The following is a 26,504-nucleotide window of genomic DNA, read 5'->3' as shown; positions in this document are numbered from 1 at the left end:
CAGTGGCCTCCCTCCCCGGGGATGGGGGAGGAGGTCAGTACGGGCTCGCCGGGCGCTGTGCCCGGCGCGAGCCTGCCGCACACCTGGATCGGGGAGAGGAGAGCGGGGTCACCCGCGGGAGGGGGAGAGCGGCGCCCGCCGGGGTCCGACCTCGCCCGGCATCCGGGTGGCGCTGGTCCTCGACGGGCACCGCTGCTGCGACACGCAACCTAGGCGGAGGCCGCGGGCAGGACAAGTAGCCGGGCGCGGCCGACCGGTCCCGCGGGCACCAGGGCGCTCAGCGACCCGTTCTGTCACACCGGCGACGTACCGTCGTGCTCGTGCGCGCGAAGACCGACATCCGGCCCACCCAGGGGCGTTTCCGCGTCGTCAGCGAGTTCGAGCCCTCGGGCGACCAGCCGACGGCCATCAAGGAGCTCGCCGAGCGCGTCAACGCCGGCGAGAAGGACGTCGTCCTGCTCGGCGCCACCGGCACCGGCAAGTCGGCGACCACCGCCTGGCTGGTCGAGCAGGTCCAGCGGCCGACGCTGGTCATGGCGCCGAACAAGACCCTCGCCGCCCAGCTGGCCAACGAGTTCCGGGAGCTGTTCCCCGACAACGCCGTCGAGTACTTCGTCTCGTACTACGACTACTACCAGCCCGAGGCCTACGTCCCGCAGACCGACACCTACATCGAGAAGGACTCCTCGATCAACGAGGAGGTCGAGCGGCTGCGGCACTCGGCGACGATGAGCCTGCTCACCCGCCGCGACGTGATCGTGGTCGCCACCGTCTCCTGCATCTACGGCCTGGGCACGCCGCAGGAGTACGTCGACCGGGCGCTGCGGCTGCGCGTGGGGGAGGAGCGCGACCGCGACGACCTGCTGCGCACCCTGGTCACCGAGCAGTACACGCGCAACGACCTGTCGTTCACCCGCGGCACCTTCCGGGTCCGCGGCGACACGATCGAGATCTTCCCGGTCTACGAGGAGCTCGCCGTCCGGGTCGAGATGTTCGGCGACGAGGTGGAGCGGCTGTACTACCTGCACCCGCTCACCGGCGAGGTGGTCCGTGAGGTCGACGAGATCTTCGTCTTCCCGGCCACCCACTACGTCGCCGGCCCCGACCGCATGGAGCGGGCCATCCGCGGCATCGAGGCCGAGCTCGAGCAGCGGCTGGCCGAGCTCGAGCGGCAGGGCAAGCTGCTGGAGGCGCAGCGGCTGCGCATGCGCACCACCTACGACATCGAGATGATGCGCCAGGTCGGGTTCTGCTCCGGCATCGAGAACTACTCGCGGCACATCGACGGCCGCGCCGCCGGCAGCGCGGGCTCCTGCCTGCTCGACTACTTCCCCGACGACTTCCTCCTGGTCATCGACGAGTCGCACGTGACCGTGCCGCAGATCGGCGGCATGTACGAGGGCGACATGAGCCGCAAGCGCACGCTCGTCGAGCACGGCTTCCGGCTGCCCTCGGCCATGGACAACCGCCCGCTGCGCTGGGAGGAGTTCCAGGAGCGGATCGGGCAGACGGTCTACCTCTCCGCCACCCCCGGCCCCTACGAGCTGGGCCGCACCGGCGGCGAGTTCGTCGAGCAGGTCATCCGCCCGACCGGCCTGGTCGACCCCGAGGTCGTGGTCAAGCCGACCAAGGGCCAGATCGACGACCTGGTGCACGAGATCCGGGTGCGCACCGAGAAGGACGAGCGGGTGCTGGTCACCACGCTGACCAAGAAGATGGCCGAGGACCTCACCGACTACCTGCTCGAGCTCGGCATCAAGGTGCGCTACCTGCACTCGGAGGTCGACACCCTGCGCCGGGTGGAGCTGCTGCGCGAGCTGCGGCAGGGCGAGTACGACGTGCTCGTCGGCATCAACCTGCTGCGCGAGGGCCTCGACCTGCCCGAGGTGTCGCTGGTCGCCATCCTCGACGCCGACAAGGAGGGCTTCCTCCGGTCGGGCACCTCGCTGATCCAGACGATCGGCCGCGCGGCCCGCAACGTCTCCGGACAGGTGCACATGTACGCCGACACGGTCACCCCGTCGATGGCCACCGCCATCGAGGAGACCAACCGCCGGCGCGAGAAGCAGATCGCCTACAACCGCGAGCACGGCATCGACCCGCAGCCGCTGCGCAAGAAGATCGTCGACATCCTCGACGGCATCTACCGCGAGGCGGAGGACGGCGGGGCGGAGCTGGTCGGCGGGTCCGGCCGGCAGCAGTCCCGCGGCAAGGCCCCGGTGCCGGGGCTGTCGAGCAAGGCGGCCAAGGGCAAGGCGGGCGCCATCGACGTGCAGGGGCTGCCGCGCAACGAGCTGGCCGACCTCATCACGCAGATGAACGACCAGATGCTCGCCGCGGCGCGGGAGCTGCAGTTCGAGGTCGCCGCCCGGCTGCGCGACGAGCTGGCCGAGCTCAAGAAGGAGCTCCGCCAGCTCGACGCCGCCCACGCCTGATGACCCGCGACGAGCTGGTCGCCTACTGCCTGGCCAAGCCCGGCGCCGAGGAGACCTACCCGTGGGGTGAGGCGGAGCTGGTGGCCAAGGTCGGCGGCAAGGCGTTCGCCTTCATCGGCCTCGACGGCGGCACCGTCGGGCTCAAGTGCGGCCGCGACGCCGAGGAGGCCGCGGAGTGGCGCGAGCGCTACCCCGGCGCGATCACCACGAGCTCCTACGTCGGCCGCTACGGCTGGAACGCCGTCGAGTGGACCGGCGGCGTCCCCGACGACGAGGTGCGCGAGCTGGTCGACTCCTCCTACGAGGCGATCGTCGCCGCGCTGCCCAGGAGCAGGCGCCCGCCGGCGTAGCCACCGCCGGGAACTCCTCCCCGGGGCGGCGCGTTGCAGGCGGTGGACCCACGGGAACGCGCGGGCGATGACGCCTGCCCGGCGCCGCGGGTCCGCACGTGGAGGGGAGTATCCCCACGCGGCGGCGTCGTCAGTACGGGACCAGCAGGTCCCCGGCCCGTCGGCCGCCCGACGAGGGGCGGTGGGAGAGACCTCCGGTCACTGACGCACGCCAGTCACCGGAGGTAGTTGCCGCATGGATGTCCCGTTCTGGGTCTGGGCCGTCACGGTCGGGGCGGTCGTGGCGATGGTCGTCTTCGACCTGCTCGGCCACCGCCGACCGCACGAGCCGACCCTCCGCGAGTCGGCGATCTGGTCGATCGCCTACGTCGCGATCGCCATCGTCTTCGGCCTGCTCGTCCTCGCCTTCTACGGCGCCCAGTACGGCGGGGAGTACTTCGCCGGGTACCTGACCGAGAAGAGCCTGTCGGTCGACAACCTGTTCGTGTTCGTGCTGATCATGTCCAGCTTCGCGGTGCCCCGGGCGCTGCAGCAGAAGGTGCTGCTCTACGGCATCGTCTTCGCCCTCGCGCTGCGGACGCTGTTCATCTTCGTCGGCGCGGCCGCGATCGAGCAGTTCAGCTGGGTCTTCTACCTGTTCGGCGCCTTCCTCATCTGGACCGCGGTGGCGCAGGCCCGCGGCGGGCACCAGGGCGAGGAGGAGTACCACGAGAACGGCGTCCTGCGGTTCACCCGCCGGTTCCTGCCCACGACCGACGAGTACCACGGCGACAAGCTGACGACGCGGATCGACGGCAAGCGCTTCATCACCCCGCTCGCCGTCGCCCTGGTCGCCATCGGCAGCGCCGACATCCTGTTCGCCGTCGACTCGATCCCGGCGATCTTCGGGCTGACCCAGGAGACGTTCCTGGTCTTCGCCGCCAACGCGTTCTCGCTGCTGGGTCTGCGGCAGCTGTTCTTCCTCATCGACGGCCTGCTCGACCGGTTGGTGTACCTGCACTACGGGCTGGCCGTGATCCTCGGCTTCATCGGGATCAAGCTGCTCATCCACGCGCTGCACACCAACGAGCTGCCGTTCCTCAACGGCGGGGAGCACGTGACGGTGATCCCCGAGGTGCCCACCTGGCTCTCGCTGACGGTCATCCTGGTGACCCTGCTGGTCACCACCGTGGCCAGCCTGGCCAAGGACCGCCGCGACCGGGCGCGGGCCGTGACCGCGAGCCGGACCGCGCCGGCCCCGGCCACGTCGGCCCCGGCGCCGTCCGCCCCCGTGGCCGCCGGCGAGGAGGGCGGGGCCGAGGACCTGCCGCTGCCGACGGGCGGCACGCGCACCTGATCGAACGGCCGGCGTCGGGGGTACCCGACCCCCGACGCCGGCCGACCCGACCGACCACCGCCTGCGGGTGCGCCCGGCACGCGCAGCGCCCGGCACCTAAGGTGAGGACCCGTGGATCAGCTCCCCGTGTGGTTCGAGATCTCGACGTTCGTGGGGCTCACGGTCCTGCTGCTCGCCGACCTCGCCATCGTCGCCCGCCGCCCGCACGAGCCCTCCATCAAGGAGGCGAGCCTGTGGGTGAGCTTCTACGTCGCCCTGGCCCTGCTCTGGGGCGTGCTGTTCCTGCTGGTCACCGACGCGACGCGGGCCACGGAGTTCTACGCCGGCTGGCTCACCGAGTACTCGCTCTCGGTGGACAACCTCTTCGTCTTCGTGATCATCATGGCCCGCTTCCGGGTGCCGCGGCACCTGCAGCAGGAAGCGCTGATGGTCGGCATCATCATCGCGCTCGTCCTGCGCGGCATCTTCATCCTGCTGGGCGCGGCGATCATCGCCCGCTTCAGCTGGGTGTTCTACATCTTCGGCGTCTTCCTCGTGTACACGGCGATCAACCTCGTCCGGCACCGCGGCGAGGAGGACGACTACGAGGAGAACGCGCTCATCCGGCGGATGCGCAAGATCCTGCCGATCACCCAGGACTTCGAGGGCGCGAAGATCCGCGTCACCCGCGACGGCAAGAAGTACTGGACGCCGATGATCGTCGTCTTCCTCGCCCTGGGGACGACGGACCTGATCTTCGCCCTCGACTCGATCCCGGCGATCTTCGGGCTCACCCGCGAGGCGTTCATCGTCTTCACCGCGAACGTGTTCGCGCTCATGGGCCTGCGGCAGCTGTACTTCCTGCTCGGCGGCCTGCTCAAGCGGCTGGTCTACCTGTCGCTGGGCCTGGCGGTGATCCTCGCCTTCATCGGCGTCAAGCTGGTGATGGAGGCCCTGCACGAGAACACGCTGCCGTTCATCAACGGCGGCGAGCACATCGAGGCGGTGCCCACGATCCCGATCTGGCTGTCGCTGTCGGTGATCATCGGCGTGCTGCTGATCGCCACCGTCGCCAGCCTGCTGAAGACCCGCGGCCAGTTCGTGGCGCGGGAGGAGCCGGTCGTCGAGCCCGAGGAGGCCGAGCGCATCCCCTCCCGCGGGCCCGAGGCGCTGGCCGAGGCCGAGCCGCGGATCGCCGCCACCGACGACGACCCGGCCCGGGAACGGCGGGGCTAGAGCCGGTCGCGCGGCGGGGCGACGCCGGTCTCCACCGTCGCCCCGCCCGCGGCGACCAGCTGCCCGTCGCGGTAGACCTCGCGCACCCGGTCGGCCAGCCCCTTCAGGTCGCCCGGGTCGCCGTCGAGCACCACCAGGTCGGCCACCTTGCCCGGCTCGAGGCTGCCGTAGCCGTTGTCCACCCGCAGCAGCCGGGCGGCCTCCAGCGTGGTGGCCCGCCACACCTCCTCGGGGCTCATCCCGACGGCGGCCATCAGCGCCAGCTCGCCCAGGTTGGTGCCGTGCGGGCCGACGCCGGTGTCGGTGCCCATCGCGATGCGCACGCCGGCCTCCGCCGCCCGCGCCACCGAGGCGTCGTGCACCTTCTGCACGGCCACGGCCTTGGCCAGCATCGCCTCGGGCAGCGCGGCGCCGGCCGCGACGGCGTCGAGCACCGCCCGCGGCGCCGCCAGCGTCGGCACCAGCCACGTGCCGCGCTCGAGCATGAGGTCGATCGCCTCCTCGTCGAGGAAGATGCCGTGCTCGATCGACCGGATCCCGGCGCGGACGGCGGCCTTGATCCCCGCGGTGCTCTGCGCGTGCGCCATCACCGCGATCCCGGCCGCCTCGGCCTCCTCCACCAGGACGTCGAGCTCGGCCCGGCGGAAGTGCGGGTGCTGCGGGTCGTCGCGGGCCGAGAGGACGCCGCCGCTCGTGGCGACCTTCAGCACGTCGGCGCCCGCGCGCACCAGCTCGCGGACCTTCCGCCGCATCTCGTCCGGGCCGTCGACGATCGTGCGCGGCCGGCCCGGGTGCGGCTGCAGGTGGGGGACGTCGGCGCCGCAGACGTGCCAGCCGTCGCCGTGGCCGCCGGTCTGGCTGATCATGCTGATCGAGATCTGCATCCGCGGGCCGGTGACCAGCCCGGTGCGCACCGCCTCGGCGACGCCCAGGTCGGCCCCGCCGGCGTCGCGGACGTGGGTGATCCCCTGCGCCAGGGTGCGCCGGAGGTTGTGCACCGCCTCGAAGAACGGGTAGCTGAACGGCGTCTGCAGCTGACGCAGCACGTCGACGCCGCTCATCATCACGTGCACGTGGCAGTCGAAGAACCCGGGGAACAGCGTCGCGCCGGAGCAGTCGACCGCCTCGTCGCCGTCCAGGCCGAGGCCGACCTCGAGCACGCGGCCGTCCTCCACCACGACGTCCGCGCGGGCGGCGGGGCTCCCCGTGCCGTCGAAGACCTGCCCACCGGAGAACACTCGCCGAGTCACGGGGGAGAGGCTACGGCTCACCCGTTAGCGGTGCTCAGGATCCACCGGCGCCGGCCGCTGGGTTAGCGTCGCCGTCGTGCGGCCGAACGACCTCTCGCTGTTGCGGATCCCCGGCGTCCCCACCGTCTCGCCGGACGGCCGGATCGCCGTGGTGGCCGTCACCCGGCTCGACCTCGACGCCGACGAGTACCGCGGCCAGCTGTGGGCGGTGCCCACCGACGGCTCCGCCCCGGCGCGGCCGCTGACCTCCGGGGGGCGCGACAGCGCGCCGGCGTTCTCGCCGGACGGCCGCTGGCTGGCCTACCTCTCCGCGCCGCCCGGCGGCCGGCCCCAGGTGCACGTGCTGCCGACGGCGGGCGGCACGGCCCGCCGGCTCACCGACTGCCCGCTGGGCGCCGGCGCCCCGGTCTGGTCGCCCGACTCGCGCCGGCTGGCCTACGTCGCCCGCGTGCCCGAGGAGGGCCGCTACGGCACCGTCGACGGGGTCGGGCCGGAGGCGGAGCCGCCGCGGCTGATCACCACGTTCCAGTTCCGCCGCGACGCCGTCGGCTTCGTGGCCGACCGGCGCAGCCAGGTCTTCGTCGTCGCCCTGCCCGACGACGGCGGTGACGACGCGGCGGCGCCCGCCCCGCCGGTGCAGGTCACCACCGGCGACGCCGACTGCACCGACGTCGCCTGGAGCCCGGACGGCACCGAGCTGGCGTTCGTCTCCGCGCGGCACGAGCGCGCCGACCGCGACCTGGTCACCGACGTGTACGCCGTGCGCCCCGACGGCTCGCAGCTGCGCCGGATCACGCGGTCCCGGGGCGACTGCTCCCGCCCCGCGTGGGACCGGACCGGCCGGACGGTCTACCTGACCGCCGTGCCCGACCTCGGCCCCGACGGCCTCGGCTTCGTCGGCAGCCAGGCGACGCTCTGCCGGGTCGACGCCGCCGGCGGGCCGCTGGAGCCGCTGCTGGACCCCGAGGAGCACCAGCGCGGCGACGAGACGCCGACGACGGTGCTCGCCGACGGCGCCGCGCTGTTCGGCGTGGAGCGCCGCGGCGCGGTGGAGCTGCTGCAGGTGCCGCTCGACGGCGGCGACCCGGTGGCCCTGGTCGACGGGCCGTTCACCGTCCGCGGGTTCGCCGCCGGGGGCGGCGTCGTGGTGGCGACGGTCGCGCACGACCGGTCGGCCGGCGAGCTCGTCGCGATCACCCCCGGACGGCGGCGGCTGCTCACCTCCTTCGGCCGCGAGCTCGGCGCCACCGGCCGCGTGCACCGCATGACCGAGCGCACGGCGACCGCGCCCGACGGCTACCCCGTCCACGGCTGGGTCACCGTGCCCGACGGCCCGGGCCCGCACCCCGTGCTGCTGACCATCCACGGCGGGCCCTTCGCGCAGTACGGCTGGACGCTGTTCGACGAGACCCAGACCTACGTCTCCGCCGGCTACGCGGTCGTGCAGTGCAACCCGCGCGGCTCGTCGGGCTACGGGCAGGCGCACGGCCGGGCGATCCAGGGCCGGTGGGGCACCCTCGACGCCGACGACGTCCTCGCCTTCCTCGACGCCGCCCTGGAGGACCCGCGGCTCGACGCCGACCGCGTCGGGATCATGGGCGGCTCGTACGGCGGCTACATGACGACGCTGCTGCTCGGCCGCACGACGCGGTTCGTCGCCGGCATCAGCGAGCGGGCGTTCGTCGACCCCGTGAGCTTCGTCGGCTCCTCCGACATCGGGTGGTTCTTCCCCGACCAGTACCTCGGCACCGACCCGGAGCGGATCGCGACGCAGAGCGCGATGACCACGGTCGAGAAGATCAGGACGCCCACGCTGGTCATCCACTCCGAGGAGGACTGGCGCTGCCCCGTGGAGCAGGGGCTGCGGCTCTACGTCGCGCTCAAGCGCCGCGACGTCCCCACCGAGCTGCTGCTGTTCCCGGGCGAGGGGCACGAGCTGTCGCGGTCGGGCCGGCCCAAGCACCGGCTCGCCCGGCTCGAGCACGTGCTGCGGTGGTGGGCGCGCTGGCTGCCGACGCCGCAGAACCGCGGCGCGGTGGAGCTGCCGCCGGCGGTCGCGACCCCCGAGCTCGACACCGGTGAGCCGGTGGACCCGGCGCCGCTGTCGGTCCGCTCCACCCGCGTGCCGTGACCGGGCTGCGCGCCGCGGCCGCCGAGCTCGCCGCCACGGCGCTGCGCACCGTCCGGACCGAGTTCCCGTACGACCTGCGCGTGCTCTACCGGGCGCCCGGCGCGGCTCCGGAGCGGCCGCGGGACCGCCACCCCGCCTTCTACGGCAGCTACGACTGGCACTCCGCCGTGGAGATGCACTGGGTGCTCCTCCGCCTGCTGCGCCGCGTCCCCGACGAGGTCGACGGCGCGGCGGTCCGGGCCGTGCTCGACGAGCACCTCACGCCGGACGCCGTCGCGGCCGAGGTCGCCCACCACGCCGCGCACCCCGGCGCCCAGCGGCCGTACGGCTGGGGCTGGGCGCTGACCCTGCACGAGGAGGCGGCGGCCTGGCCGGAGGCCGCGCCCTGGGCGGCGGCGCTGCAGCCGCTGGCCGACCACTTCCTCGACGCGCTGGAGGTCTGGCTGCCCCGGGCGCCGTACCCGGTGCGGCACGGCGTCCACCCGAACAGCGCCTTCGGGCTGGTCCGCTCGCTGCCCTCCGCCCGGCGGCGGGCCGCCGCCGGCGACGACGGCGCGCTGCGGGCGATCGAGGACGCCGCCCGGCGCTGGTTCCTCGCCGACACCGACGCCCCGGTCCGGTGGGAGCCGTCCGGCGCCGACTTCCTCTCCCCGGTGCTCACCGAGGCCGTGCTGATGGCCGAGGTGCTGCCGGCCGGGGAGTTCCGGGCCTGGCTGCGCGGATTCCTGCCCGGTCTGGCGGAGCGGCCGCTGTTCGAGCCCGCCGTCGTCGCCGACTCCGGCGACGGCCAGACCGCCCACCTGCACGGGCTCAACCTCAGCCGGGCGTGGGCGCTGCGCCGGCTCGCCGCGCACGTCCCCGAGGCCGCGGGGCTCCTGCTGGAGACCGCCCGCGCGCACGCCGAGCCCGAGCTGGCCCACGTGAGCGGCAGCGACTACGCGGTGGAGCACTGGCTGGCCGCCTACGCCCTGCTCCACCTGGACGAGGAGTGCTGACCGGCGGCAGGGTGGGGCCGTGGTCGAGCGCCGGGTGCCGAGGTGGTCGGAGTTCCGCGAGCTCGTCCGGCCGCGGCGGCTGACGGGCGACGCCACCGACCGGCGGCTGGCGAGGGCGGCGACGATCGGCGACCTGCGGGAGATCGCCCGCCGCCGCGTGCCGCGCGCGGTGTTCGACTACGCCGACGGCGCGGCCGGTGCCGAGGTCTCCCTGCGCCGGTCCCGCGAGGCGTTCGAGCGCGTCGAGTTCTGCCCCCGGGTGCTGCGCGACGTCAGCGTGGTCGACCCGTCGACGACGGTCCTGGGCGCGCCGGCGGCGCTGCCGCTGGTGCTCGCGCCCACCGGCTTCACCCGGCTGATGCACACCGAGGGCGAGGCCGCCGTGGGCCGCGTCGCCGAGCGGACCGGCATCCCCTACGCCCTGTCCACCATGGGGACGACGTCGGTCGAGGCGCTGGCGGCGGCGGCCCCGGGTGCCCGCCGGTGGTTCCAGCTCTACCTCTGGCGCGACCGCGAGGCCAGCCGGGCCCTGGTCGAGCGGGCCCGGGCCTCGGGCTACGAGGCGCTGGTGCTCACCGTCGACACCCCGGTCGCCGGACCGCGGCTGCGCGACGTCCGCAACGGCTTCTCGATCCCGCCGGCGCTCACCCTGCGCACGGTCGCCAACGCCGCCGTCCACCCGCGCTGGTGGGTCGACCTGCTCACCACCCCGCCGCTGGAGTTCGCCTCCCTGCGCTCGTGGGGCGGCACCGTCGCCGAGCTGGTCGACCGGGTCTTCGAGCCCGCGGCCACGCTCGCCGACGTCGCCGCGCTCAAGGAGTCCTGGGGCGGCCCGCTGGTGGTCAAGGGGGTCATGGGCGCCGACGACGCCCGGGCCGTGGTGGACGCCGGGGCCGACGCCGTCGTCGTCAGCAACCACGGCGGGCGCCAGCTCGACCGCGCGCCCACCCCGCTGGAGCAGCTGCCGGGCGTCGTGCGGGCGGTCGGCGACCGCGCCGAGGTGTACGTGGACGGCGGCGTCCTCGACGGCGCCGACGTCGTCGCCGCGGTGGCCCTGGGGGCCCGCGCCTGCCTGGTCGGGCGGGCCTACCTCTACGGGCTCATGGCCGGCGGCGAGCGCGGCGTGCAGCGGGCCGTCGACGTCCTCGCGCGGGAGGTCGCGCGCACGATGCAGCTGCTCGGCGTCGTCGGCGTGGCGGAGCTGACCCCGGAGCGGGCCCGTCTGCGTCCCTGAGGCACTGCCGGAACGGCCCTCGCAGGGGCCCGGCGCGAGGAACGAGCGGCGGGGGGCGAGGGGGTCCTTCTAAGGTGCGCCATGGACGTCGTCGAGATCGTGCCCTCGTTCGAGCAGTACGCCTTCACCTTCGGCGGCGTCGCCCCGCTGCGGAAGGTCACCCCCGGGTCGGTGCTGCGCCTGTGGTCCGACGACGCGTTCTGCGGCGCGCTGCGCTCGGTCACCGACCTGTCGAGCGAGAAGGTCGACCTGCGCTTCGTCAACCCGCAGACCGGCCCCTTCTACGTGGAGGGCGCCGAGCCCGGCGACACCCTCGCGCTGCACTTCGTCGCCATGGAGCCGGCCCGCGACTGGGGGGCCTCGGCGGCCATCCCGTTCTTCGGCGGCCTGACCAGCACCGACCGGACGGCGACCCTGCAGGACGCGCTGCCCGACACCACCTGGATCTACGAGCTCGACCGCGCGCGGGGCACCGTCACCTTCGCCGCGCGGCACAGCGAGCTCTCCGTCGAGCTGCCGGTGGCGCCCATGCTGGGCACGGTCGGCGTCGCGCCGCCCGGGGGAGAGGTGCGCAGCTCGCTGGTCCCCGAGCGGTTCGGCGGCAACATGGACACCCCGCAGATGCGCCCCGGCACCACCTGCTTCCTCGGCGTCAACGTCGAGGGCGCGCTGTTCTCCGTGGGCGACGGCCACTACCGGCAGGGTGAGGGCGAGGCCTGCGGCACCGCCGTCGAGGGCGCCATGACGACGACGCTGGTCGTCGAGCTGGTCAAGGGCGGGGCGCCCGCCTGGCCGCGGCTGGAGGACGACACCCACTGGATGACCGTCGGCTCCAGCCGGCCGCTCGAGGACGCCTGGCGGATCGGCCAGGTCGAGCTGGTGCGCTGGTTCGAGGAGCTCTACGGCCTGCACCCGATGGACGCCTACCAGCTGCTCTCCCAGATCACCGAGGTGCCGATCGCCAACGTCGTCGACGCCAACTACAGCGCCGTGGTCAAGGCGGCCAAGGCGCTGCTCCCGCCCGCCGCCGCCTACGGCGGCCTGCACGCCGAGCTCCGCTCCCGCGCCACATCCCTGCTCTGAGAGGACACCCATGGACCTGCAGCTGACCGGCTCCCGCGTGCTCGTCACCGGGGGCACCCGCGGCATCGGCCGGGCGATCGTCGAGACGTTCGCCGACGAGGGCGCCACCGTCGAGTTCTGCGCCCGCGACGCGGCCGAGATCGAGGCGACCGAGAAGGCCGTGCCCGGCGCCCGCGGGGTGCAGCTCGACGTCCGGGACGGCGCGGCGCTCACCGCCTGGGTGGAGGAGGCCGCCGGGCGCCTGGGCGGGCTCGACGCCGTCGTCGCCAACGTCAGCGCGATCGCCGTCCCCGACACCGAGGAGAACTGGTACACGGGGTTCGAGACGGACCTGATGCACACGGTGCGCCTCAGCAGGGCCGCCCTGCCGCACCTCGAGGCGAGCGGCCGCGGGTCGATCGTGGCCATCTCCAGCGTCTCCGGGCGCGAGGCGGACTTCGCCGCGGGCCCCTACGCGACGATGAAGACGGCGATCGTCGGCTACATCGCCGGCCTGGCGCTGCAGCTCGCCGGCCGGGGGGTGCGGGCCAACGTGGTCTCCCCGGGCAACACCTACTTCGAGGGCGGGTTCTGGCACGGCGCCGAGCAGAACCTGCCCGACCTGTACGCGCAGGTGCTGGCCGCGAACCCGACCGGGCGGATGGGCACGCCGCACGAGGTCGCCAAGGCGGTGGTGTTCCTCTCCAGCCCCGTCTCCAGCTTCACCACGGGCACCCACCTGGTGGTGGACGGCGCGGTCACCCGGGGCATCCAGCTCTGAGCGACGTCCTCGGCCGGCGGGCCCTCGGCCGCGCGACCCTCGCCCGGCAGCTGCTGCTGGAGCGGGTCGGGCGGCCGGTGGCGCGCGTGCTCGAGGACCTGGTCGGGCTGCAGGCGCAGGTGCCCCGGGTGCCGCACCTGGCGCTGTGGGACCGGCTGGCCGGTTACGACCCCGCGGAGCTCGACGAGCTGCTGGTGTCCCGCCGGGCGGTGCGCACGCAGCTCATGCGCACGACGATCCACCTGGTCACCGCCGCCGACGCGCTCGCCCTGCGGCCGCTGCTGCAGCCGGTCCTGGAGCGCACGGTGGCGAGCACCGTGTGGGGGCAGCGGCTGCGCGGGCAGGACGTCTCCGCGCTGCTGGACGAGGCCGCCGGCCTGCTCACCGAGCGGCCGATGGGCCGCGCCGAGCTGACCCGCGCGCTCGCGGCCCGGCACCCCGACGTCGACGCCGAGGCGGTCGCCTTCGTCGCCAGCTACCGGGTGCCGTGGGTGCAGCCGCCGCCGCGCGGCACGTGGACCGGCACCGGCGCGGCGGTGATGGCGCCGACCGCGGCCTGGCTGGGGGAGGGGCCCGGTCCGGCGTCGGTCGACGACGTCGTGCTGCGCTACCTGGCCGCGTTCGGCCCGGCCACGGTGCGCGACGTGCAGGCCTGGTGCGGGCTGACCCGGCTGCGCGAGGTCGTCGACCGCCTGGGCCCGCGGCTGCGCCGGTTCCGCACCGAGGACGGCGCCGAGCTCGTCGACGTGCCCGGCGCCCCGCTGCCTCCCCCCGACATCCCCGCGCCGGTCCGCTTCCTCGCCGAGTACGACAACGTGACGCTGTCCCACGCCGACCGCGCGCGGGTGGTGGCCGACGCCGACCACGTCCGGCTGGACGGCGGCCCCGGCGGCTGGACCGGCACCGTGCTCGTCGACGGACTGGTCTCGGCCACCTGGTCGGCCCGGCGCGACGGCGACGCCACCGTGCTGCACGTGCGGCCGTCGCTGCCGCTGACCGGGCCGCAGCGCGAGGAGCTGGCCGGGGAGGGGGCCCGGCTGCTCGCCTTCCTCGCGCCCGGCCGGCAGCACGAGCTGCGCGCCGGCTGATCCACACGCCGCGGGGACGGAGCCCCGGCGCGCCCGCACGAAGCGATACGGTTCCGCCGTTCCCCACCGACGACCGCAGGAGACCCCCGCTCGATGACCGAGGTGCTGCTCGTCGTCCTGGTGCTGGCCGTGGTGGTCGGCGTGGTCGTGGTGGTCCTGCGGGCCCGCCGCGCGCGCACGGCGCCGCCGCCGCGCCGGGTCGACCCGCTGGCCGACCAGCCCGAGCTCTACGACCCGCACAAGATCGGCCCCGGCGACGTGATCACCTACGCGGGGATCGACCACGTCGTGCGGGGCACGATCACGCTGGAGGAGGGCGGGGTCGTCTGGCGCGAGCACCTGCTCGACGGGTCGACCGGGCGCCGCTGGCTCACCGTCGAGGACGACGAGGGCGACCTCGAGATGACCCTGTGGATGCGCCGCGAGGGCACGAACCTCGTCCCGGGCGGCGACGTCGTGCTCGACGACCGGGTGCACCGCCAGGTCGAGCGCGGCCGGGCGCGCTACACCGCCGAGGGCACCACGGGCACCGCCCCCAGCGGCGTCATGGACTACGCCGACTACAAGACCGCCGACGGCACCGGCCTGATCGCCTTCGAGCGCTGGGCGGAGACCCAGTCGTGGGAGGTCTCGACCGGCCGCGCCGTCTCCCTCGGCGAGCTGATCGTCTACCACCGGACCCCCGAGGCATGACCGTGCACCTCCTGGACGTCGTCCCCCGCGACGTCCGCGCCGACGCGCTCGGGCTCGTCCTCGACGTCCCCGCCCCGGCCGCGCTGGCGGAGCTCACCCTGTCCGACGGCCGCGGCGGCTCGCTCACCCTCGGCGTCCTCGGCGCCTCGCACGTGGTGACGGCGTCGGTGCCCGGCGCCGTGCTGACCGAGCAGGTGTCCTGCGACGCGGTCGCCGCCGGCGGCACCCGGCTGCCGCGCTCGGCCCGCTCCGGCGCCCACCGGCTGATGTCGGAGACCCGCGAGGTGCCGCGCGCCGAGCTCGAGGCGCAGGCGCGGCGGCTGCACGAGCTCGCGGAGACCGACCCCGCCTGGCTGTGCGGCGCCTTCCCCGGCGGGGACGGCGCGGTCACCGCCCTCACCGCCGCCGCCCTGCCCGGGGGCGGCTGGCGGTGGGAGAGCTGGCACCTGTACCCGGGGGAGGAGCACGGCGTGGTCGTGACGACGAGCAGCCGGTGGACGCCGTGAGGGCGCGCCGCTGGGCAGGGGCGCTGCTGGTCGCCCTCGTGGTGCTGGCCGGCTGCGGGGGCAGCGACACCCAGGTGCGCGGCTACCTCGACGACACGTTCGGCAACGGCACCGGGTCGGGGGACACCCGCACGTACTCCTCGCCGGACCCGGTCGGCACCGTCACCGCCCGGATCGCCGACGCGGTGCGGCCGGCGGCCCGCGCCGCCGACGGCGGCAACGAGTACCTGCGCTACGACGACGACATCGTGACCGTGAGCCCCGCGACGAACGGCAGCAGCATCCGGGTCGAGGACCTGGACCGGCGCTACCGCAGCGGCTTCTTCGCCTACCTGGGCCCGGGCTTCACCCCGGGCTCACCCGCCGGCGGCGCCTCCGACGGCGGCCCCGGCGACGCCAAGTGACCAGCTCTCCTAGGAGGAATGCGTGACCGCGACCGTGCAGGCCCTCGACTTCGGGTCGGTGGACGGGGGGCTCCTGGCCGACGGCGTCGTGGCCACGCTGCTGTACTTCGTCGTCGGGTTCCTGATCCTGGCGCTCGGCTTCGCGGTGCTGGACCTGCTGACGCCGGGCAACCTGCGCACGCAGGTCTACACCGACCGCAACCCCAACGCGGCGGTGCTGCTGGGCGCCAACCACCTGGCGCTGGCGATCATCGTGGTCACCTCGATCATGACCAGCGACGACGAGCTGGGGCTGTCGCAGGGGCTGGTCGACACGCTGGTCTACGGCCTGGTCGGGATCGCCCTGCAGGCGGTCGCGCTGCGGCTGCTCGACGCGTTCGTGCCCGGCCACCTGCGCAACCTGGTCAACGAGCCGAGGCTGTGCGGCGCGAGCTGGGCGGTCGCCGCGAGCCTGGTCGCCATCGGCGCGGTGAACGCCGCCGCGCTCTCCTGAGGCCGTCCCCGAGCTCGTGGCCGCCACCGTCGCCCGCCCGCCGGCCCGCGTCCGGCTGCTGCGGCCGCTGCTGCTGGCCGCGGTGGCCGTCTGCGCCGCCTGCGGGCTGGTCTACGAGCTGGTACTGCTCACGCTGTCGACCAGCCTGGCCGGCGGCGGCATCACCCAGACGTCGCTGATCGTCGCCGGCTACGTCGCCGCGCTGGGCCTCGGGGCGCTGCTGGTCAAGCCGCTCCTCGGGCGGGCCGCCGCGACCTTCGTGGCCGTGGAGATCCTGCTCGGCGTCCTCGGCGGGCTCAGCGCCGTCACGCTGTACGTCGCGTTCTCGTTCTACGGCACCAGCGGCGCGGTGCTGGTTGCGGCGACCGCCGTCCTGGGCGTGCTGGTCGGGGCCGAGGTGCCGCTGCTGATGACGCTGCTGCAGTCGGGCCGCAGCGGCCTGGACGCCCGGACCTCCGGCTCGCTGCTGGCCGACCTCAACGCCGCCGACTACGCCGGTGCGCTGCTGGGCGGGCTGGCCTGGCCCTTCCTGCTGCTGCCGCTGACCGGGCAGGTGCGCGGCGCCGCCGTCACCGGCATGGTCAACCTGGCGGCCGCGGCGGTGGTGGCCGTCTTCCTGCTCCGCCCGCAGCTGGGGCGGTGGGCCCGCCGGGGCGCGGCGACGGCGCTGGTCGCCGCGGCCGCGGCGCTCGGCGTGCTGCTCGTGCAGGCCGAGGACATCGAGGTCACCGCGCGGCAGCGGCTCTACAGCGACCCGATCGTCGCCGCCGAGCGCTCGCGGTACCAGGAGGTCGTGCTCACCGAGCGCGGCGCCGACCTGCGCCTCTACCTCGACGGCGACCTGCAGTTCTCCAGCGTCGACGAGCACCGCTACACCGAGGCGCTGGTGCACCCGGTGATGGCCCGCGACCCCCGGCGGGTGCTGGTGCTGGGCGGGGGCGACGGGCTGGCCGCGCGGGAGGTGCTGCGGTACCCGTCGGTGGAGGAGGTCGTGCAGGTCGAGCTCGACCCGGCGGTGCTGGAGCTGGCCCGCACGCGTCTGGCCGGGCTGAACGCGCACGCGCTGGACGACCCGCGGGTGCGGGTGGTCGTCGCGGACGCCTTCCGCTGGCTGCGCGACTCGCCGGCGGGCCCGTTCGACGCCGTCGTCGTCGACATGCCCGACCCCGACACCCCGGCGCTCGGGCGGCTGTACTCCACGGAGTTCTACGGCCTGGTGTCCACCGTGCTGGCGCCGGACGGGCTGGTGGTGGTGCAGTCCGGCAGCCCGTACTCCACACCGACGGCGTACTGGCGCACGGTGAGCACGGTGGAGTCGGCCGGGCTGGCGGCCACGCCCTACCACGTGCACGTGCCGAGCTTCGGCGACTGGGGCTTCACCCTGGCCGCGGCCGGGCCGGCGCCCGGGCTGGCGCTGTCGCCGGCGGCACCGCCCCTGCGCTCGCTCGACGACGCCACCCTGCAGGCGGCCGGCGTCTTCCCGCCCGACCGGCCGCGGACGTCGCTGCCGCCGTCCACCCTCGACCGCCCGCGCATCGTCGACGACGTGCGGCAGGGGTACGTCGGCTGAGCGGCGCCGTACCGCCTGAGTAGCGTTCCGCGGATGGCGCTCATCTACCCCGTGCCGGCGGATGCCCCCGACCCCGAGGACGGCACCGAGCCGGACTTCGCCGAGCTGGCCACCGACCTCTCCGACACCTGGCTGGTCGAGATCGCGGTCGGTGACGACGGGGACGACGCCTGCTTCGGCCCGCTGACCGCCCGCGCGGCGTGGGACCTGGCCGTCGCCCTCGACGACCGCCGGCCGGCCTGGACCGTGTCCGTCGTCCCCCTGCACGTCGCCGGGACGGCGGACGAGCTGGTCGCCCTCTTCGAGGGGGAGTAGGCCCGGGACGGTCCCCGGCGGGTTGCGCCCCGTCCGCGGCGGGGTAACCCTTCGTCCCGGGGCTCGTTGGGGAGGGTGGACCGCCCGACGACGTCCCCGGGGTGGGGAGAGCCCACCGACCACGGCTGCCGTCACCTGCTGTGCTGCCGCAGTCTTCCCCCGGGTGACCGTTCCTCGGGTGCGCCGTGCCCCGAGGACGAGCCCCGAGGAGGTCGCGCGGTGATCAAGGTGCTGGTCGTCGATGACCACGCGTTCGTGCGGGAGGCCCTCGGGAGCCTGTTCGCCGAGACCGACGACATCGACGTCGTGGGGGAGTGCGCCGACGGCTCGGAGGTGGTCGACGCCGCGCTGCGCGCCGATCCCGACGTGGTCCTGATGGACGTGGCCATGCCCCGCCGGAACGGGCTGGAGGCCACCCGCGACCTGCTGGCGGCCCGCCCGGGCTCCCGCGTGGTCATGCTGACGGGCACCGTCACCGCCGACGCGGTCAGCGAGGCCGAGGAGCTCGGGGTCGCCGGCTACCTGGTCAAGGGCGAGGACTCGGGGGACCTGCCCACGCTGGTCCGGGCGATCGCGGCCGGCGGCACGGTCTGGTGCCCGCTGGCGAGGCGCTTCCTGCGCGGTCGCGGCTGACGGCGCCGGCTCAGCCGGCGGGCGCCCGCTTGCGCGCCCCGTCGTCCGCGGGCTTCCCGTCCCGGGCCCCCGCGGGCGTGCCGTTGCGCCGCGGCACGTCCGGCACCCAGCCGCCGGCGGTCAGGCGGTAGGCCTCCGCCAGGTCCCGCAGCAGCTGGGCCTTCTCCGGCGCCCGCAGCGCGGCCCGCATGTTGTTCTCGGCCTGGTCCTGGATCGCGGCGAACAGCGCGTCCTGCGCCGCCCGCTTCGCCTCGCTCTGCACCGTGCGCCTCCCGGGTGTGTCCGTCGACGTCCCCGTGCCCGCACCTCCGTACCCGGCGATCCCCCCGGCGATTCGTCCGCGTTCCCGGCGCAGCGACTACCAGCCGCGCTCGCGCCACTCCCCGAGGTGGGGCCGCTCGGCGCCGAGCGTCGTGTCCTTGCCGTGGCCGGGGTAGACCCACGTCCCGTCGGGCAGCGTGCCGAACAGCCGCTCCTCGACGTCGTCGATCAGGCTGGCGAAGCGCGCCGGGTCCTTCTGGGTGTTGCCGACGCCGCCGGGGAAGAGGCTGTCGCCGGTGAACACGTGGGTGCCCGCGCCCTCCGGTCCGCGCCAGACCAGGGCGATGCTGCCCGGCGTGTGCCCGCGCAGGTGCACGACCTCGAGCGCCTGCTCGCCCACGGTCACGGTGTCGCCGTGCTCCACCGGCCGCCGCACCGGCACCGGCAGGTCGCCGGCGTCGGCCGGGTGGGCGACCGTGACGGCGCCGGTCGCCTCGACCACCTCGGGCAGCGCGCGGTGGTGGTCCCAGTGCCCGTGCGTGGTGACGACGGTGCGCAGGTCGACGCCCTCGACGAGCCCGAGCAGCTTCTCCGGCTCGGCCGCCGCGTCGACCAGCAGCGCCTCGCCGGTCGCCGCGTCGCGCAGCAGGTAGACGTTGTTGGCCATCTCGGACACGGCGAGCTTGGTGATCGTCAGCCCGGGCAGTTCCCGGACGTCGGCCGGCCCGCCCACCTCGACGTCGCCGGTGTAGGTCATCTGGACTCCGATCGGAAAGTGTCAGCGGCCGCGGTTAGGTTCCTGGGTCATGGACGCTAGCGGAGCTGCGGGCGCTGCTCAGGTCGTCGGCCTGCCGGCCACCGAGATCGCGGCGCGCGTGCGCTCCGGAGCCCTGTCGGCCGTCGACGTCGTCCGGGCGCACCTCGACCACATCGCCGCCGTCGACGCCCGGGTGGGGGCGTTCCGCGTGGTCCGCGCCGAGGCCGCGCTCGCCGAGGCGTCCGCCGTCGACGCCGCGCCCGAGCGCGCCACGCTGCCCCTGGCGGGGGTCCCGGTGGCGGTCAAGGACAACGTCGAGGTGGCCGGCGAGGTGTGCACCGACGGGTCGCTCGCCTGCCCGACCGACCCGGCGACCGCCGACCACGAGGTGGTCGCCCGGTTGCGCGCGGCCGGCGCCGTGGTCGTCGGCATCACGCGGGTGCCCGAGCTCTGCCTCTACGCGGCCACCGACGGGCCGGGCACGGTCACCCGCAACCCCTGGGACACCGCCCTCTCGGCGGCCGGCAGCTCCGGTGGCAGCGCCGCCGCGGTGGCCTCCGGCTGCGTCCCGGTCGCCCACGGCAACGACGGCATGGGATCGCTGCGGCTGCCCGCGGCCGCGTGCGGCCTGGTGACCCTGAAGCCCGGCAGCGACGTGGTGCCGGCCGGGGTGGGGCTCGACGACTGGTCGGGCATGGCCGAGAACGGCGCGCTGGCCACCACGGTCGCCGACCTCGCGCTCGCCACCGCCGTCCTGGCCGGGGCCGACCTCGCGCCGGCCGACCCGGGGCGCCCGCTGCGCGTCGCGGTCTCGGCCCGCTCCCCGCTGCCCGGCGTCCGCGCCGACGCCGTCACGCGGGCCGTGCTCGACGCCACGGCCGCGGCGCTCCGCGACGCCGGGCACACCGTCGTCCCCGCGGACCCGGTCGTCCCGCCCGGTGCGGCCGCCGGGGCGGTGGCCCGCTGGCTGGCCGGCGCCGACGCCGACGTCGAGCACCACCGGCTCGACCGCGCGCGGCTGCAGCCGCGCAGCCGCACCCACGCCCGCCTCGGCCGCCTGGTGCGCCGGGCCCACCTGGTCCGCCCGGCGACCGCCGAGCGGTTCCGGCAGCGGGCGGTCCGCTTCTTCGACGACGTCGACGTGCTGCTCACGCCGATCACCGCCGGCCCGCCGCTGCCCGCCCGGCCGTGGCACGAGCGCGGGTTCGTGGCCAACATCACCGCCAACGCGCGGTGGGCTCCCTGGGGCTCGCCGTGGAACCTCGCGGGCCTGCCGGCGCTGGTCCTCCCGGCCGGGGCGCGGCCGGAGGGGCTGCCGGTGCCGGTCCAGTTCGTCGGCCCCCCGGGCGCCGAAGGGCGACTACTCTGGCTAGCCGCAGAGCTGGAACGCCGGCGGCCGTGGCGCCGTCACGCGCCGGTCTTCGACCCCGCCGCGCCACCGGTCGCGGCGTCCGTCTGAGCAGCACCCGCGACAGCGGCCCCGCCGCCCGTCGGGGTGCGCTGCGCCCAGCACCGCCACAGCTCCACACCGACCGCCAGCCCCCCTTGACCGACAGGGAACACATGGACCGCCTCGTCGTCCGCGGCGCCCGCGAGCACAACCTCAAGGACGTCCACCTCGACCTGCCCCGCGACGCCCTGATCGTGTTCACGGGCCTGTCCGGCTCCGGCAAGTCCAGCCTGGCCTTCGACACGATCTTCGCCGAGGGGCAGCGCCGCTACGTCGAGTCCCTGTCGGCCTACGCCCGCCAGTTCCTCGGGCAGATGGACAAGCCCGACGTCGACTTCATCGAGGGCCTCTCGCCGGCCGTCTCGATCGACCAGAAGTCGACCAACCGCAACCCGCGGTCGACGGTCGGCACGATCACCGAGGTCTACGACTACCTGCGGCTGCTCTACGCCCGCGCCGGCCAGCCGCACTGCCCCAACTGCGGCAAGCCGATCTCCCGGCAGACCCCGCAGCAGATCGTCGACCAGGTGCTGTCCATGGAGGAGGGCACCCGCTTCCAAGTGCTCGCCCCGGTCGTGCGGGCGCGCAAGGGCGAGTACGTCGACCTGTTCAGCTCGCTGCAGACCCAGGGCTTCTCCCGCGTGCGCGTCGACGGCGTGGTGCACCCGCTCACCGAGCCGCCGAAGCTGAAGAAGCAGGAGAAGCACTCCATCGAGGTCATCGTCGACCGCCTCACCGTCAAGGAGAGCGCCAAGCGCCGGCTGACCGACTCGGTCGAGACCGCGCTGGGGCTGGCCGGCGGCCTCGTCGTCCTCGACTTCGTCGACCTCCCGGACGACGACCCGTACCGCGAGCGGACCTTCTCCGAGCACCTGGCCTGCGTCGACGACGGGTTGTCGTTCGAGGCGCTCGAGCCGCGCTCGTTCTCGTTCAACTCGCCGTTCGGCGCCTGCCCCGAGTGCACCGGTATCGGCACGCGCAAGGAGGTCGACCCCGACCTCGTCGTCCCCGACCCGGAGAAGAGCCTCGCCGCCGGCGCGGTCGCCCCGTGGGCCGGCTCGATGAGCAACGAGTACTTCCAGCGGCTGCTGTCGGGCCTGGCCGACCAGATGGGGTTCTCCATGGACACCCCGTGGGAGCAGCTGCCGGCCAAGGTCCAGAAGGCGGTCCTGCACGGCTCGCCCGACCAGGTGCACGTCCGCTACAAGAACCGCTACGGCCGCCAGCGCAGCTACTACGCGGCGTTCGAGGGCGTGCTGCCGTTCCTGGAGCGGCGGCACGAGGACACCGACAGCGACTACATGCGGGACAAGTACGAGGGCTACATGCGCGACGTGCCCTGCCCCGTGTGCCACGGCACCCGGCTCAAGCCGGAGATCCTCGCCGTCAAGCTCAGCGGGCGCTCGATCGCCGAGGTGACCAACCTGTCGATCGGCGAGGCCGCGCAGTGGCTCGGCGCGCTGGAGCTCGGCGACCGCGAGCGGGCGATCGCCGACCGCGTGCTCAAGGAGATCCAGGCGCGGCTGTCCTTCCTCGTCGACGTCGGCCTCGACTACCTGTCGCTGGACCGGCCGGCGGCGACCCTGGCCGGCGGCGAGGCGCAGCGCATCCGCCTCGCCACCCAGATCGGCTCGGGCCTGGTCGGCGTCCTCTACGTGTTGGACGAGCCGTCGATCGGGCTGCACCAGCGCGACAACACGCGGCTGATCGAGACGCTGGTCCGGCTGCGCGACATGGGCAACACGCTCATCGTGGTCGAGCACGACGAGGACACGATCAAGACCGCCGACTGGGTGGTCGACATCGGCCCGGGCGCCGGCGAGCACGGCGGCGAGGTCGTCGTCAGCGGGACCGTCGAGGAGCTGCTGGGCAGCGAGAAGTCGCTGACCGGCGCATACCTGTCGGGTCGCAAGGAGATCGCCGTCCCCGAGAAGCGGCGGCAGCCGACCCCCGGCCGCGAGCTCGTGGTCAAGGGCGCGCGCGAGCACAACCTCAAGGGCGTCGACGTGACGTTCCCGCTGGGCCTGTTCGTCGCGGTGACCGGCGTCTCCGGGTCGGGCAAGTCGTCGCTGGTCAACGACATCCTCTACACGACCCTGGCCAACGAGCTGAACCGCGCGCGGATGGTGCCCGGCCGGCACCGTACGATCACCGGCCTGGAGCACCTCGACAAGGTGGTGCACGTCGACCAGTCGCCGATCGGCCGCACCCCGCGGTCCAACCCCGCCACCTACACCGGGGTGTGGGACCACGTCCGCAAGCTGTTCGCCCAGACGTCCGAGGCCAAGATCCGCGGCTACCAGCCGGGGCGGTTCTCGTTCAACGTCAAGGGCGGCCGCTGCGAGGCGTGCTCCGGCGACGGCACGCTCAAGATCGAGATGAACTTCCTGCCCGACGTCTACGTCCCCTGCGAGGTCTGCAAGGGCGCCCGGTTCAACCGGGAGACGCTCGAGGTGCACTACAAGGGCAGGACGGTCGCCGAGGTCCTGGACATGCCGATCGAGGAGGCGGCCGACTTCTTCGCCGCCATCCCGGCGATCGCCCGGTACCTGCGCACGCTCACCGACGTCGGGCTGGGCTACGTCCGGCTCGGCCAGCCGGCCACCACGCTCTCCGGCGGCGAGGCGCAGCGGGTCAAGCTGGCCAGCGAGCTGCAGAAGCGCTCCAACGGGCGGTCCATCTACGTGCTCGACGAGCCGACCACCGGCCTGCACTTCGAGGACATCCGCAAGCTGCTGCTCGTGCTGCAGGGCCTGGTCGACAAGGGCAACTCGGTCGTGGTGATCGAGCACAACCTGGACGTCATCAAGAGCGCCGACTGGCTCATCGACATGGGCCCCGAGGGCGGCTTCCGCGGCGGCACGGTCGTCGCCGAGGGCCCGCCGGAGTTCGTCGCCACCGTGCCGGAGAGCCACACCGGCCGGTACCTGGCCCGCATCCTCGACCCCGAGGCGGTCAACGCCGCCGCGGCGCCCAAGCGCCGGCCCCGCAAGAAGGCGAGCTGAGCCCCGCGCCGGGGTGGGCGCGAGCCGGCCCCGGCGCGACTCAGCGGGACCGGCGGACCCGCCGGATCGGGGGCGCCCGGCGGACCGGTGCTGCCCGGCGGATCGCGCCGATGCCCTCCGGGAGGCTCCAGAAGTCCACTGCGGGAGGCTGGCACGGTCCGCTTCCCGAGCGCGGGGGGTTGTCCACAGGCTGCTGACCTGCATCGACGTTGTCCACAGCCGTTGCGGGACACCCGACTCGAATGTATGTTCGAACGCATGAGCGGCGCGGTGACCTGGGCGGACATGAGGGCCGCCAGCGCGCGCCGTGCACGAGCGCGCAACCGCCGCATCGAGGCCGGGCGGGCGTCGGCGGCGTGGCCGGAGTTCAGCCCGCAGGTCCACCTCGGCAGCGGACCCCTGGGTGAGGCGCAGGCGGCGGACCGCGAGATCGCCCGCATGTACGCCCTGCGTGCCCGCAAGCTGGCGGAGTTCGCCGACTCGCGGCCGGCGGCAGCCGACCGGGCGCAGGGAGAGCCGGGGGCGATGAGCGCCGAGCGGTGGTCGGCCCGGCCGGAAGTGCTGAGGGACGTGTCCGAGTGGGCGACACCGGAGGTCTCGATCGGGCTGACCCGCACCCAGGTCCGCGCGGAGGGGCTGCTCGAGGAGTCGCTCGCGCTGGTGCACACCCTGCCCGGCGCGCTGGCGGCGCTCGAGGGCGGCCTGCTGACCCCCGAGCACCTCCGGCCGCTGCTGGAGCACGTGGCGGTGATCGCCGACCCGCAGCTGCGCGCCAAGATCGAGGCCGAGGTGCTGCGCTGGGTGGCCGAGCGGGCGGCCGACCGGACGATCACGACGCCGCCGCAGCTGGCCGACAGGGTGCTGCGGGTCGTCAAGCGCCGCGACGCCCGCGACGCGGCGCAGCGGGCGCTGAAGGCGCTGCGGGACAGGGGCGTGTACCGCCGGGCCGGGCGGGGGGAGGGCCTGGCCGAGCTGGTCGTGGTCGGCACCGTGCCGGAGATCGAGGCGCTGCACACCGCCCTGGCCGCCTGCGTCGACGCGCTGCCGGCCGACCCGTCGGACGCCCGCACGCGGGACCAGAAGATGCTCGACGTGCTGCTGGACCTCGTGCTGCGGCCCGGGCAGAACGACGTGCCGCCGGTGCAGGTGGTGCTCACGCTCGTCCTGGCCGTGCAGACGGCGCTGGGCGGGGATGCCCCGGCGGAGCTGAACGGCCGCGTGGTGTCGGCCGAGACCGCGCGGCAGCTGCTCGATGCGCTCGCCGGCGCCGGTCTGGGGGCCGGCGCGCTCGCCGAGCTGCAGCGCCTCGCCGGCGCCGCTGATCCCGACGCCGAGTCCTCCGCCGCCCAGGTCCTCGACGCCGAGCCCCCGGATGCCGAGCCCCCGGATGCCGAGCCCCCGGATGCCGAGGTCCGGGATGCTGGGCCCCCGGATGCCCGCGCCGCCGCGGGGGACCGGTTCGTCGACGACCCGGGCTGGGAGCCGTGGGAGCCGGAGATGCAGGGGCCCCTGGCGGAGTGGGAGGCCGACTGGCAGCGACGGCTGGATGCCGGGCTGGTCGACGATCCCGACCCGATGCCGGACGACGTCGCGGTGGCCCTCGCCGGGCAGCGGGCAGCAGACGGGGAGATCGACCTGGAGCTGGACCGGCTGCTGAGCGAGGCGCAGGAGCGCTGGTGGGTCGAGTTCGAGGCGGGCCGGATCCCCGATCCCGATCCTCCGGAGGTCCGGACCGAGTCTCCGCCGGGAGACCCGACCGATCCTCCGCCGGACGACGCGCTGCCCACCTCGCAGTGGTGGGCCGCGGCCGACCGGGCGGTGCGCGCTGCCTCGGCCGCGCAGCTCGCGGCCGAGCAGGCGCTGGCCCACGCGGGTCGGCTGGTGCGCGTCGCCGCCCGGGCCGACGCGGCTGACGAGCAGGCGTGGCGGCGCTCGGGCGCCGGCCGGGTGGCGGCCGCGGAGGACGCCGTGGCCGCGGTGCGAGCGGCAACCGCCGCCGACCGTGCAGCGCTGGTCGACCTGCTGACCCGCACCGCCGGCGGTGGGCTGGCGGACCGGCCGCGCCTGGCGTTGGTGGACGCCCTCTCCGGCGCGCTGGTGTCGTTGACGGACCTGTCCGGGCTGCGTCGGGCCGCGCACTGCGGCCGCCCGGCATGCCGGCGGCGTCCCGACCGGTGCGACCACGACCTCAGCGGCCGCCCCGGTCTGGGCGCGCCGCCGCCGAGCGACGGCTACCGGCCGGGGGCCGGGCTCGAGCGGTTCGTGCGCGCCCGCGACCGGCGCTGCCGCTTCCCCGGGTGCCGCCGACGGGTCCGCGCCGGCGAGCTGGACCACCACCTGCCGTACCCGCTCGGGGCCACGTCGGCGGCCAACCTGGTCGGCCTCTGCGCGAGCGACCACCGCGGCAAGCACCAGGCCCCCGGCTGCACCCACCACCTCGACGCCGGCGGCACCCTCACCGTCACCACCCCCTCCGGCCTCGTCGCCACCACCGGGCCACCGCCGTTCTGAGCAGCCGTCGAGTTCCTCGCGGAACGGAT

General features: G+C 74.8%; 23 protein-coding genes. 20 read left to right on the top strand and 3 right to left on the bottom strand.

What is annotated here, in order from left to right:
• The first annotated feature begins 320 nt into the window (after positions 1-320).
• The 4 genes from uvrB (at position 321) to ACI78S_RS13510 (ending at position 5,336) form a co-directional block, all read left to right on the top strand.
• Positions 321-2,435: an excinuclease ABC subunit UvrB gene (gene uvrB, locus ACI78S_RS13525; protein WP_456974065.1), complete on the top strand. Its 2,115-nt coding sequence runs from the start codon at positions 321-323 to the stop codon at positions 2,433-2,435.
• Positions 2,435-2,785 (top strand): MmcQ/YjbR family DNA-binding protein, encoded by a 351-nt coding sequence (locus tag ACI78S_RS13520; protein ID WP_456974063.1) that lies wholly within the window; start codon positions 2,435-2,437, stop codon positions 2,783-2,785. The genes uvrB and ACI78S_RS13520 overlap by 1 nt, the downstream gene beginning before the upstream one ends.
• A gap of 235 nt (positions 2,786-3,020) precedes the next feature.
• On the top strand, positions 3,021-4,121 hold the full coding sequence (locus tag ACI78S_RS13515; protein WP_456974061.1) for a TerC family protein: 1,101 nt from the start codon (positions 3,021-3,023) through the stop codon (positions 4,119-4,121).
• 111 nt (positions 4,122-4,232) lie between these two features.
• Positions 4,233-5,336 carry a TerC family protein gene (locus tag ACI78S_RS13510; RefSeq protein WP_456974059.1) on the top strand — a complete coding sequence of 368 codons (1,104 nt, stop codon included), beginning with the start codon at positions 4,233-4,235 and terminating at the stop codon, positions 5,334-5,336.
• Here ACI78S_RS13510 and ACI78S_RS13505 read toward each other — a convergent pair.
• The gene (locus ACI78S_RS13505) at positions 5,333-6,586 is read right to left on the bottom strand and encodes an amidohydrolase family protein (RefSeq protein ID WP_456974057.1); all 1,254 of its coding nucleotides are present in this window, start codon (positions 6,584-6,586) and stop codon (positions 5,333-5,335) included. The genes ACI78S_RS13510 and ACI78S_RS13505 overlap by 4 nt on opposite strands.
• 76 nt (positions 6,587-6,662) lie before the next feature.
• Here ACI78S_RS13505 and ACI78S_RS13500 point away from each other — a divergent pair, with 76 nt between their 5' ends.
• The 13 genes from ACI78S_RS13500 (at position 6,663) to ACI78S_RS13440 (ending at position 18,491) form a co-directional block, all read left to right on the top strand.
• Positions 6,663-8,717, top strand: a complete 2,055-nt coding sequence (locus ACI78S_RS13500) for a S9 family peptidase (RefSeq protein WP_456974055.1) — start codon at positions 6,663-6,665, stop codon at positions 8,715-8,717.
• Positions 8,714-9,712 (top strand): DUF2891 family protein, encoded by a 999-nt coding sequence (locus ACI78S_RS13495; protein WP_456974053.1) that lies wholly within the window; start codon positions 8,714-8,716, stop codon positions 9,710-9,712. The genes ACI78S_RS13500 and ACI78S_RS13495 overlap by 4 nt, the downstream gene beginning before the upstream one ends.
• 19 nt (positions 9,713-9,731) lie before the next feature.
• Complete coding sequence (locus ACI78S_RS13490) at positions 9,732-10,946, top strand: alpha-hydroxy acid oxidase (protein ID WP_456974051.1); 1,215 nt, start codon at positions 9,732-9,734, stop codon at positions 10,944-10,946.
• A gap of 81 nt (positions 10,947-11,027) precedes the next feature.
• Positions 11,028-12,029 (top strand): acetamidase/formamidase family protein, encoded by a 1,002-nt coding sequence (locus ACI78S_RS13485; RefSeq protein WP_456974049.1) that lies wholly within the window; start codon positions 11,028-11,030, stop codon positions 12,027-12,029.
• A gap of 10 nt (positions 12,030-12,039) precedes the next feature.
• Positions 12,040-12,789: an SDR family NAD(P)-dependent oxidoreductase gene (locus ACI78S_RS13480; protein WP_456974047.1), complete on the top strand. Its 750-nt coding sequence runs from the start codon at positions 12,040-12,042 to the stop codon at positions 12,787-12,789.
• An 86-nt stretch (positions 12,790-12,875) separates the two neighbouring features.
• Positions 12,876-13,877, top strand: coding sequence for a winged helix DNA-binding domain-containing protein (locus tag ACI78S_RS13475; protein WP_456974045.1), 1,002 nt, complete (start codon positions 12,876-12,878; stop codon positions 13,875-13,877).
• 93 nt (positions 13,878-13,970) lie between these two features.
• Positions 13,971-14,570, top strand: a complete 600-nt coding sequence (locus tag ACI78S_RS13470) for a DUF4178 domain-containing protein (RefSeq protein WP_456974043.1) — start codon at positions 13,971-13,973, stop codon at positions 14,568-14,570.
• Entirely contained in the window at positions 14,567-15,076 is a 510-nt protein-coding gene (locus ACI78S_RS13465) for a DUF2617 family protein (RefSeq protein WP_456974041.1), read from the top strand. The genes ACI78S_RS13470 and ACI78S_RS13465 overlap by 4 nt, the downstream gene beginning before the upstream one ends.
• Entirely contained in the window at positions 15,064-15,480 is a 417-nt protein-coding gene (locus ACI78S_RS13460; RefSeq protein WP_456974039.1) for a DUF4247 domain-containing protein, read from the top strand. The genes ACI78S_RS13465 and ACI78S_RS13460 overlap by 13 nt, the downstream gene beginning before the upstream one ends.
• A gap of 22 nt (positions 15,481-15,502) precedes the next feature.
• Complete coding sequence (locus ACI78S_RS13455) at positions 15,503-15,973, top strand: DUF350 domain-containing protein (protein ID WP_456974037.1); 471 nt, start codon at positions 15,503-15,505, stop codon at positions 15,971-15,973.
• 16 nt (positions 15,974-15,989) lie between these two features.
• The gene (locus ACI78S_RS13450; protein WP_456974035.1) at positions 15,990-17,543 is read left to right on the top strand and encodes a polyamine aminopropyltransferase; all 1,554 of its coding nucleotides are present in this window, start codon (positions 15,990-15,992) and stop codon (positions 17,541-17,543) included.
• Between the two features lie 33 nt (positions 17,544-17,576).
• On the top strand, positions 17,577-17,858 hold the full coding sequence (locus ACI78S_RS13445) for a hypothetical protein (RefSeq protein ID WP_456974033.1): 282 nt from the start codon (positions 17,577-17,579) through the stop codon (positions 17,856-17,858).
• Positions 17,859-18,077: 219 nt separating this feature from the next.
• Positions 18,078-18,491 carry a response regulator gene (locus ACI78S_RS13440; protein WP_456974031.1) on the top strand — a complete coding sequence of 138 codons (414 nt, stop codon included), beginning with the start codon at positions 18,078-18,080 and terminating at the stop codon, positions 18,489-18,491.
• A gap of 10 nt (positions 18,492-18,501) precedes the next feature.
• Here the strand turns inward: ACI78S_RS13440 and ACI78S_RS13435 are convergent, their stop codons facing one another.
• Entirely contained in the window at positions 18,502-18,753 is a 252-nt protein-coding gene (locus ACI78S_RS13435) for a hypothetical protein (RefSeq protein ID WP_456974029.1), read from the bottom strand.
• Positions 18,754-18,849: 96 nt separating this feature from the next.
• Positions 18,850-19,509 carry an MBL fold metallo-hydrolase gene (locus ACI78S_RS13430; RefSeq protein ID WP_456974027.1) on the bottom strand — a complete coding sequence of 220 codons (660 nt, stop codon included), beginning with the start codon at positions 19,507-19,509 and terminating at the stop codon, positions 18,850-18,852.
• A 49-nt stretch (positions 19,510-19,558) separates the two neighbouring features.
• Here ACI78S_RS13430 and ACI78S_RS13425 point away from each other — a divergent pair, with 49 nt between their 5' ends.
• The 3 genes from ACI78S_RS13425 to ACI78S_RS13415 all read left to right on the top strand — a co-directional run bounded on the left by ACI78S_RS13425 (position 19,559) and on the right by ACI78S_RS13415 (position 26,475).
• Entirely contained in the window at positions 19,559-20,968 is a 1,410-nt protein-coding gene (locus ACI78S_RS13425; protein WP_456974025.1) for an amidase, read from the top strand.
• 104 nt (positions 20,969-21,072) lie between these two features.
• The gene (uvrA, locus tag ACI78S_RS13420) at positions 21,073-23,964 is read left to right on the top strand and encodes an excinuclease ABC subunit UvrA (protein WP_456974023.1); all 2,892 of its coding nucleotides are present in this window, start codon (positions 21,073-21,075) and stop codon (positions 23,962-23,964) included.
• A gap of 258 nt (positions 23,965-24,222) precedes the next feature.
• Positions 24,223-26,475, top strand: coding sequence for an HNH endonuclease (locus tag ACI78S_RS13415; protein WP_456974021.1), 2,253 nt, complete (start codon positions 24,223-24,225; stop codon positions 26,473-26,475).
• Positions 26,476-26,504: the final 29 nt, after the last annotated feature.

The sequence above is a fragment of the Geodermatophilus sp. SYSU D00815 genome, assembly GCF_054050035.1.
Note: the sequence above shows the minus strand (reverse complement) of the source record. Positions and strands in the feature narration are given on the sequence as shown.

Coding starts and splice junctions, on each gene's coding strand:
- ACI78S_RS13520 (WP_456974063.1), top strand. CDS start 2,435: ATGACCCGCGACGAGCTGGTCGCCTACTGCCTGGCCAAGCCCGGCGCC.
- ACI78S_RS13515 (WP_456974061.1), top strand. CDS start 3,021: ATGGATGTCCCGTTCTGGGTCTGGGCCGTCACGGTCGGGGCGGTCGTG.
- ACI78S_RS13485 (WP_456974049.1), top strand. CDS start 11,028: ATGGACGTCGTCGAGATCGTGCCCTCGTTCGAGCAGTACGCCTTCACC.
- ACI78S_RS13480 (WP_456974047.1), top strand. CDS start 12,040: ATGGACCTGCAGCTGACCGGCTCCCGCGTGCTCGTCACCGGGGGCACC.
- ACI78S_RS13470 (WP_456974043.1), top strand. CDS start 13,971: ATGACCGAGGTGCTGCTCGTCGTCCTGGTGCTGGCCGTGGTGGTCGGC.
- ACI78S_RS13465 (WP_456974041.1), top strand. CDS start 14,567: ATGACCGTGCACCTCCTGGACGTCGTCCCCCGCGACGTCCGCGCCGAC.
- ACI78S_RS13445 (WP_456974033.1), top strand. CDS start 17,577: ATGGCGCTCATCTACCCCGTGCCGGCGGATGCCCCCGACCCCGAGGAC.
- ACI78S_RS13430 (WP_456974027.1), bottom strand. CDS start 19,509: ATGACCTACACCGGCGACGTCGAGGTGGGCGGGCCGGCCGACGTCCGG.
- ACI78S_RS13425 (WP_456974025.1), top strand. CDS start 19,559: ATGGACGCTAGCGGAGCTGCGGGCGCTGCTCAGGTCGTCGGCCTGCCG.
- uvrA (WP_456974023.1), top strand. CDS start 21,073: ATGGACCGCCTCGTCGTCCGCGGCGCCCGCGAGCACAACCTCAAGGAC.
- ACI78S_RS13415 (WP_456974021.1), top strand. CDS start 24,223: ATGAGCGGCGCGGTGACCTGGGCGGACATGAGGGCCGCCAGCGCGCGC.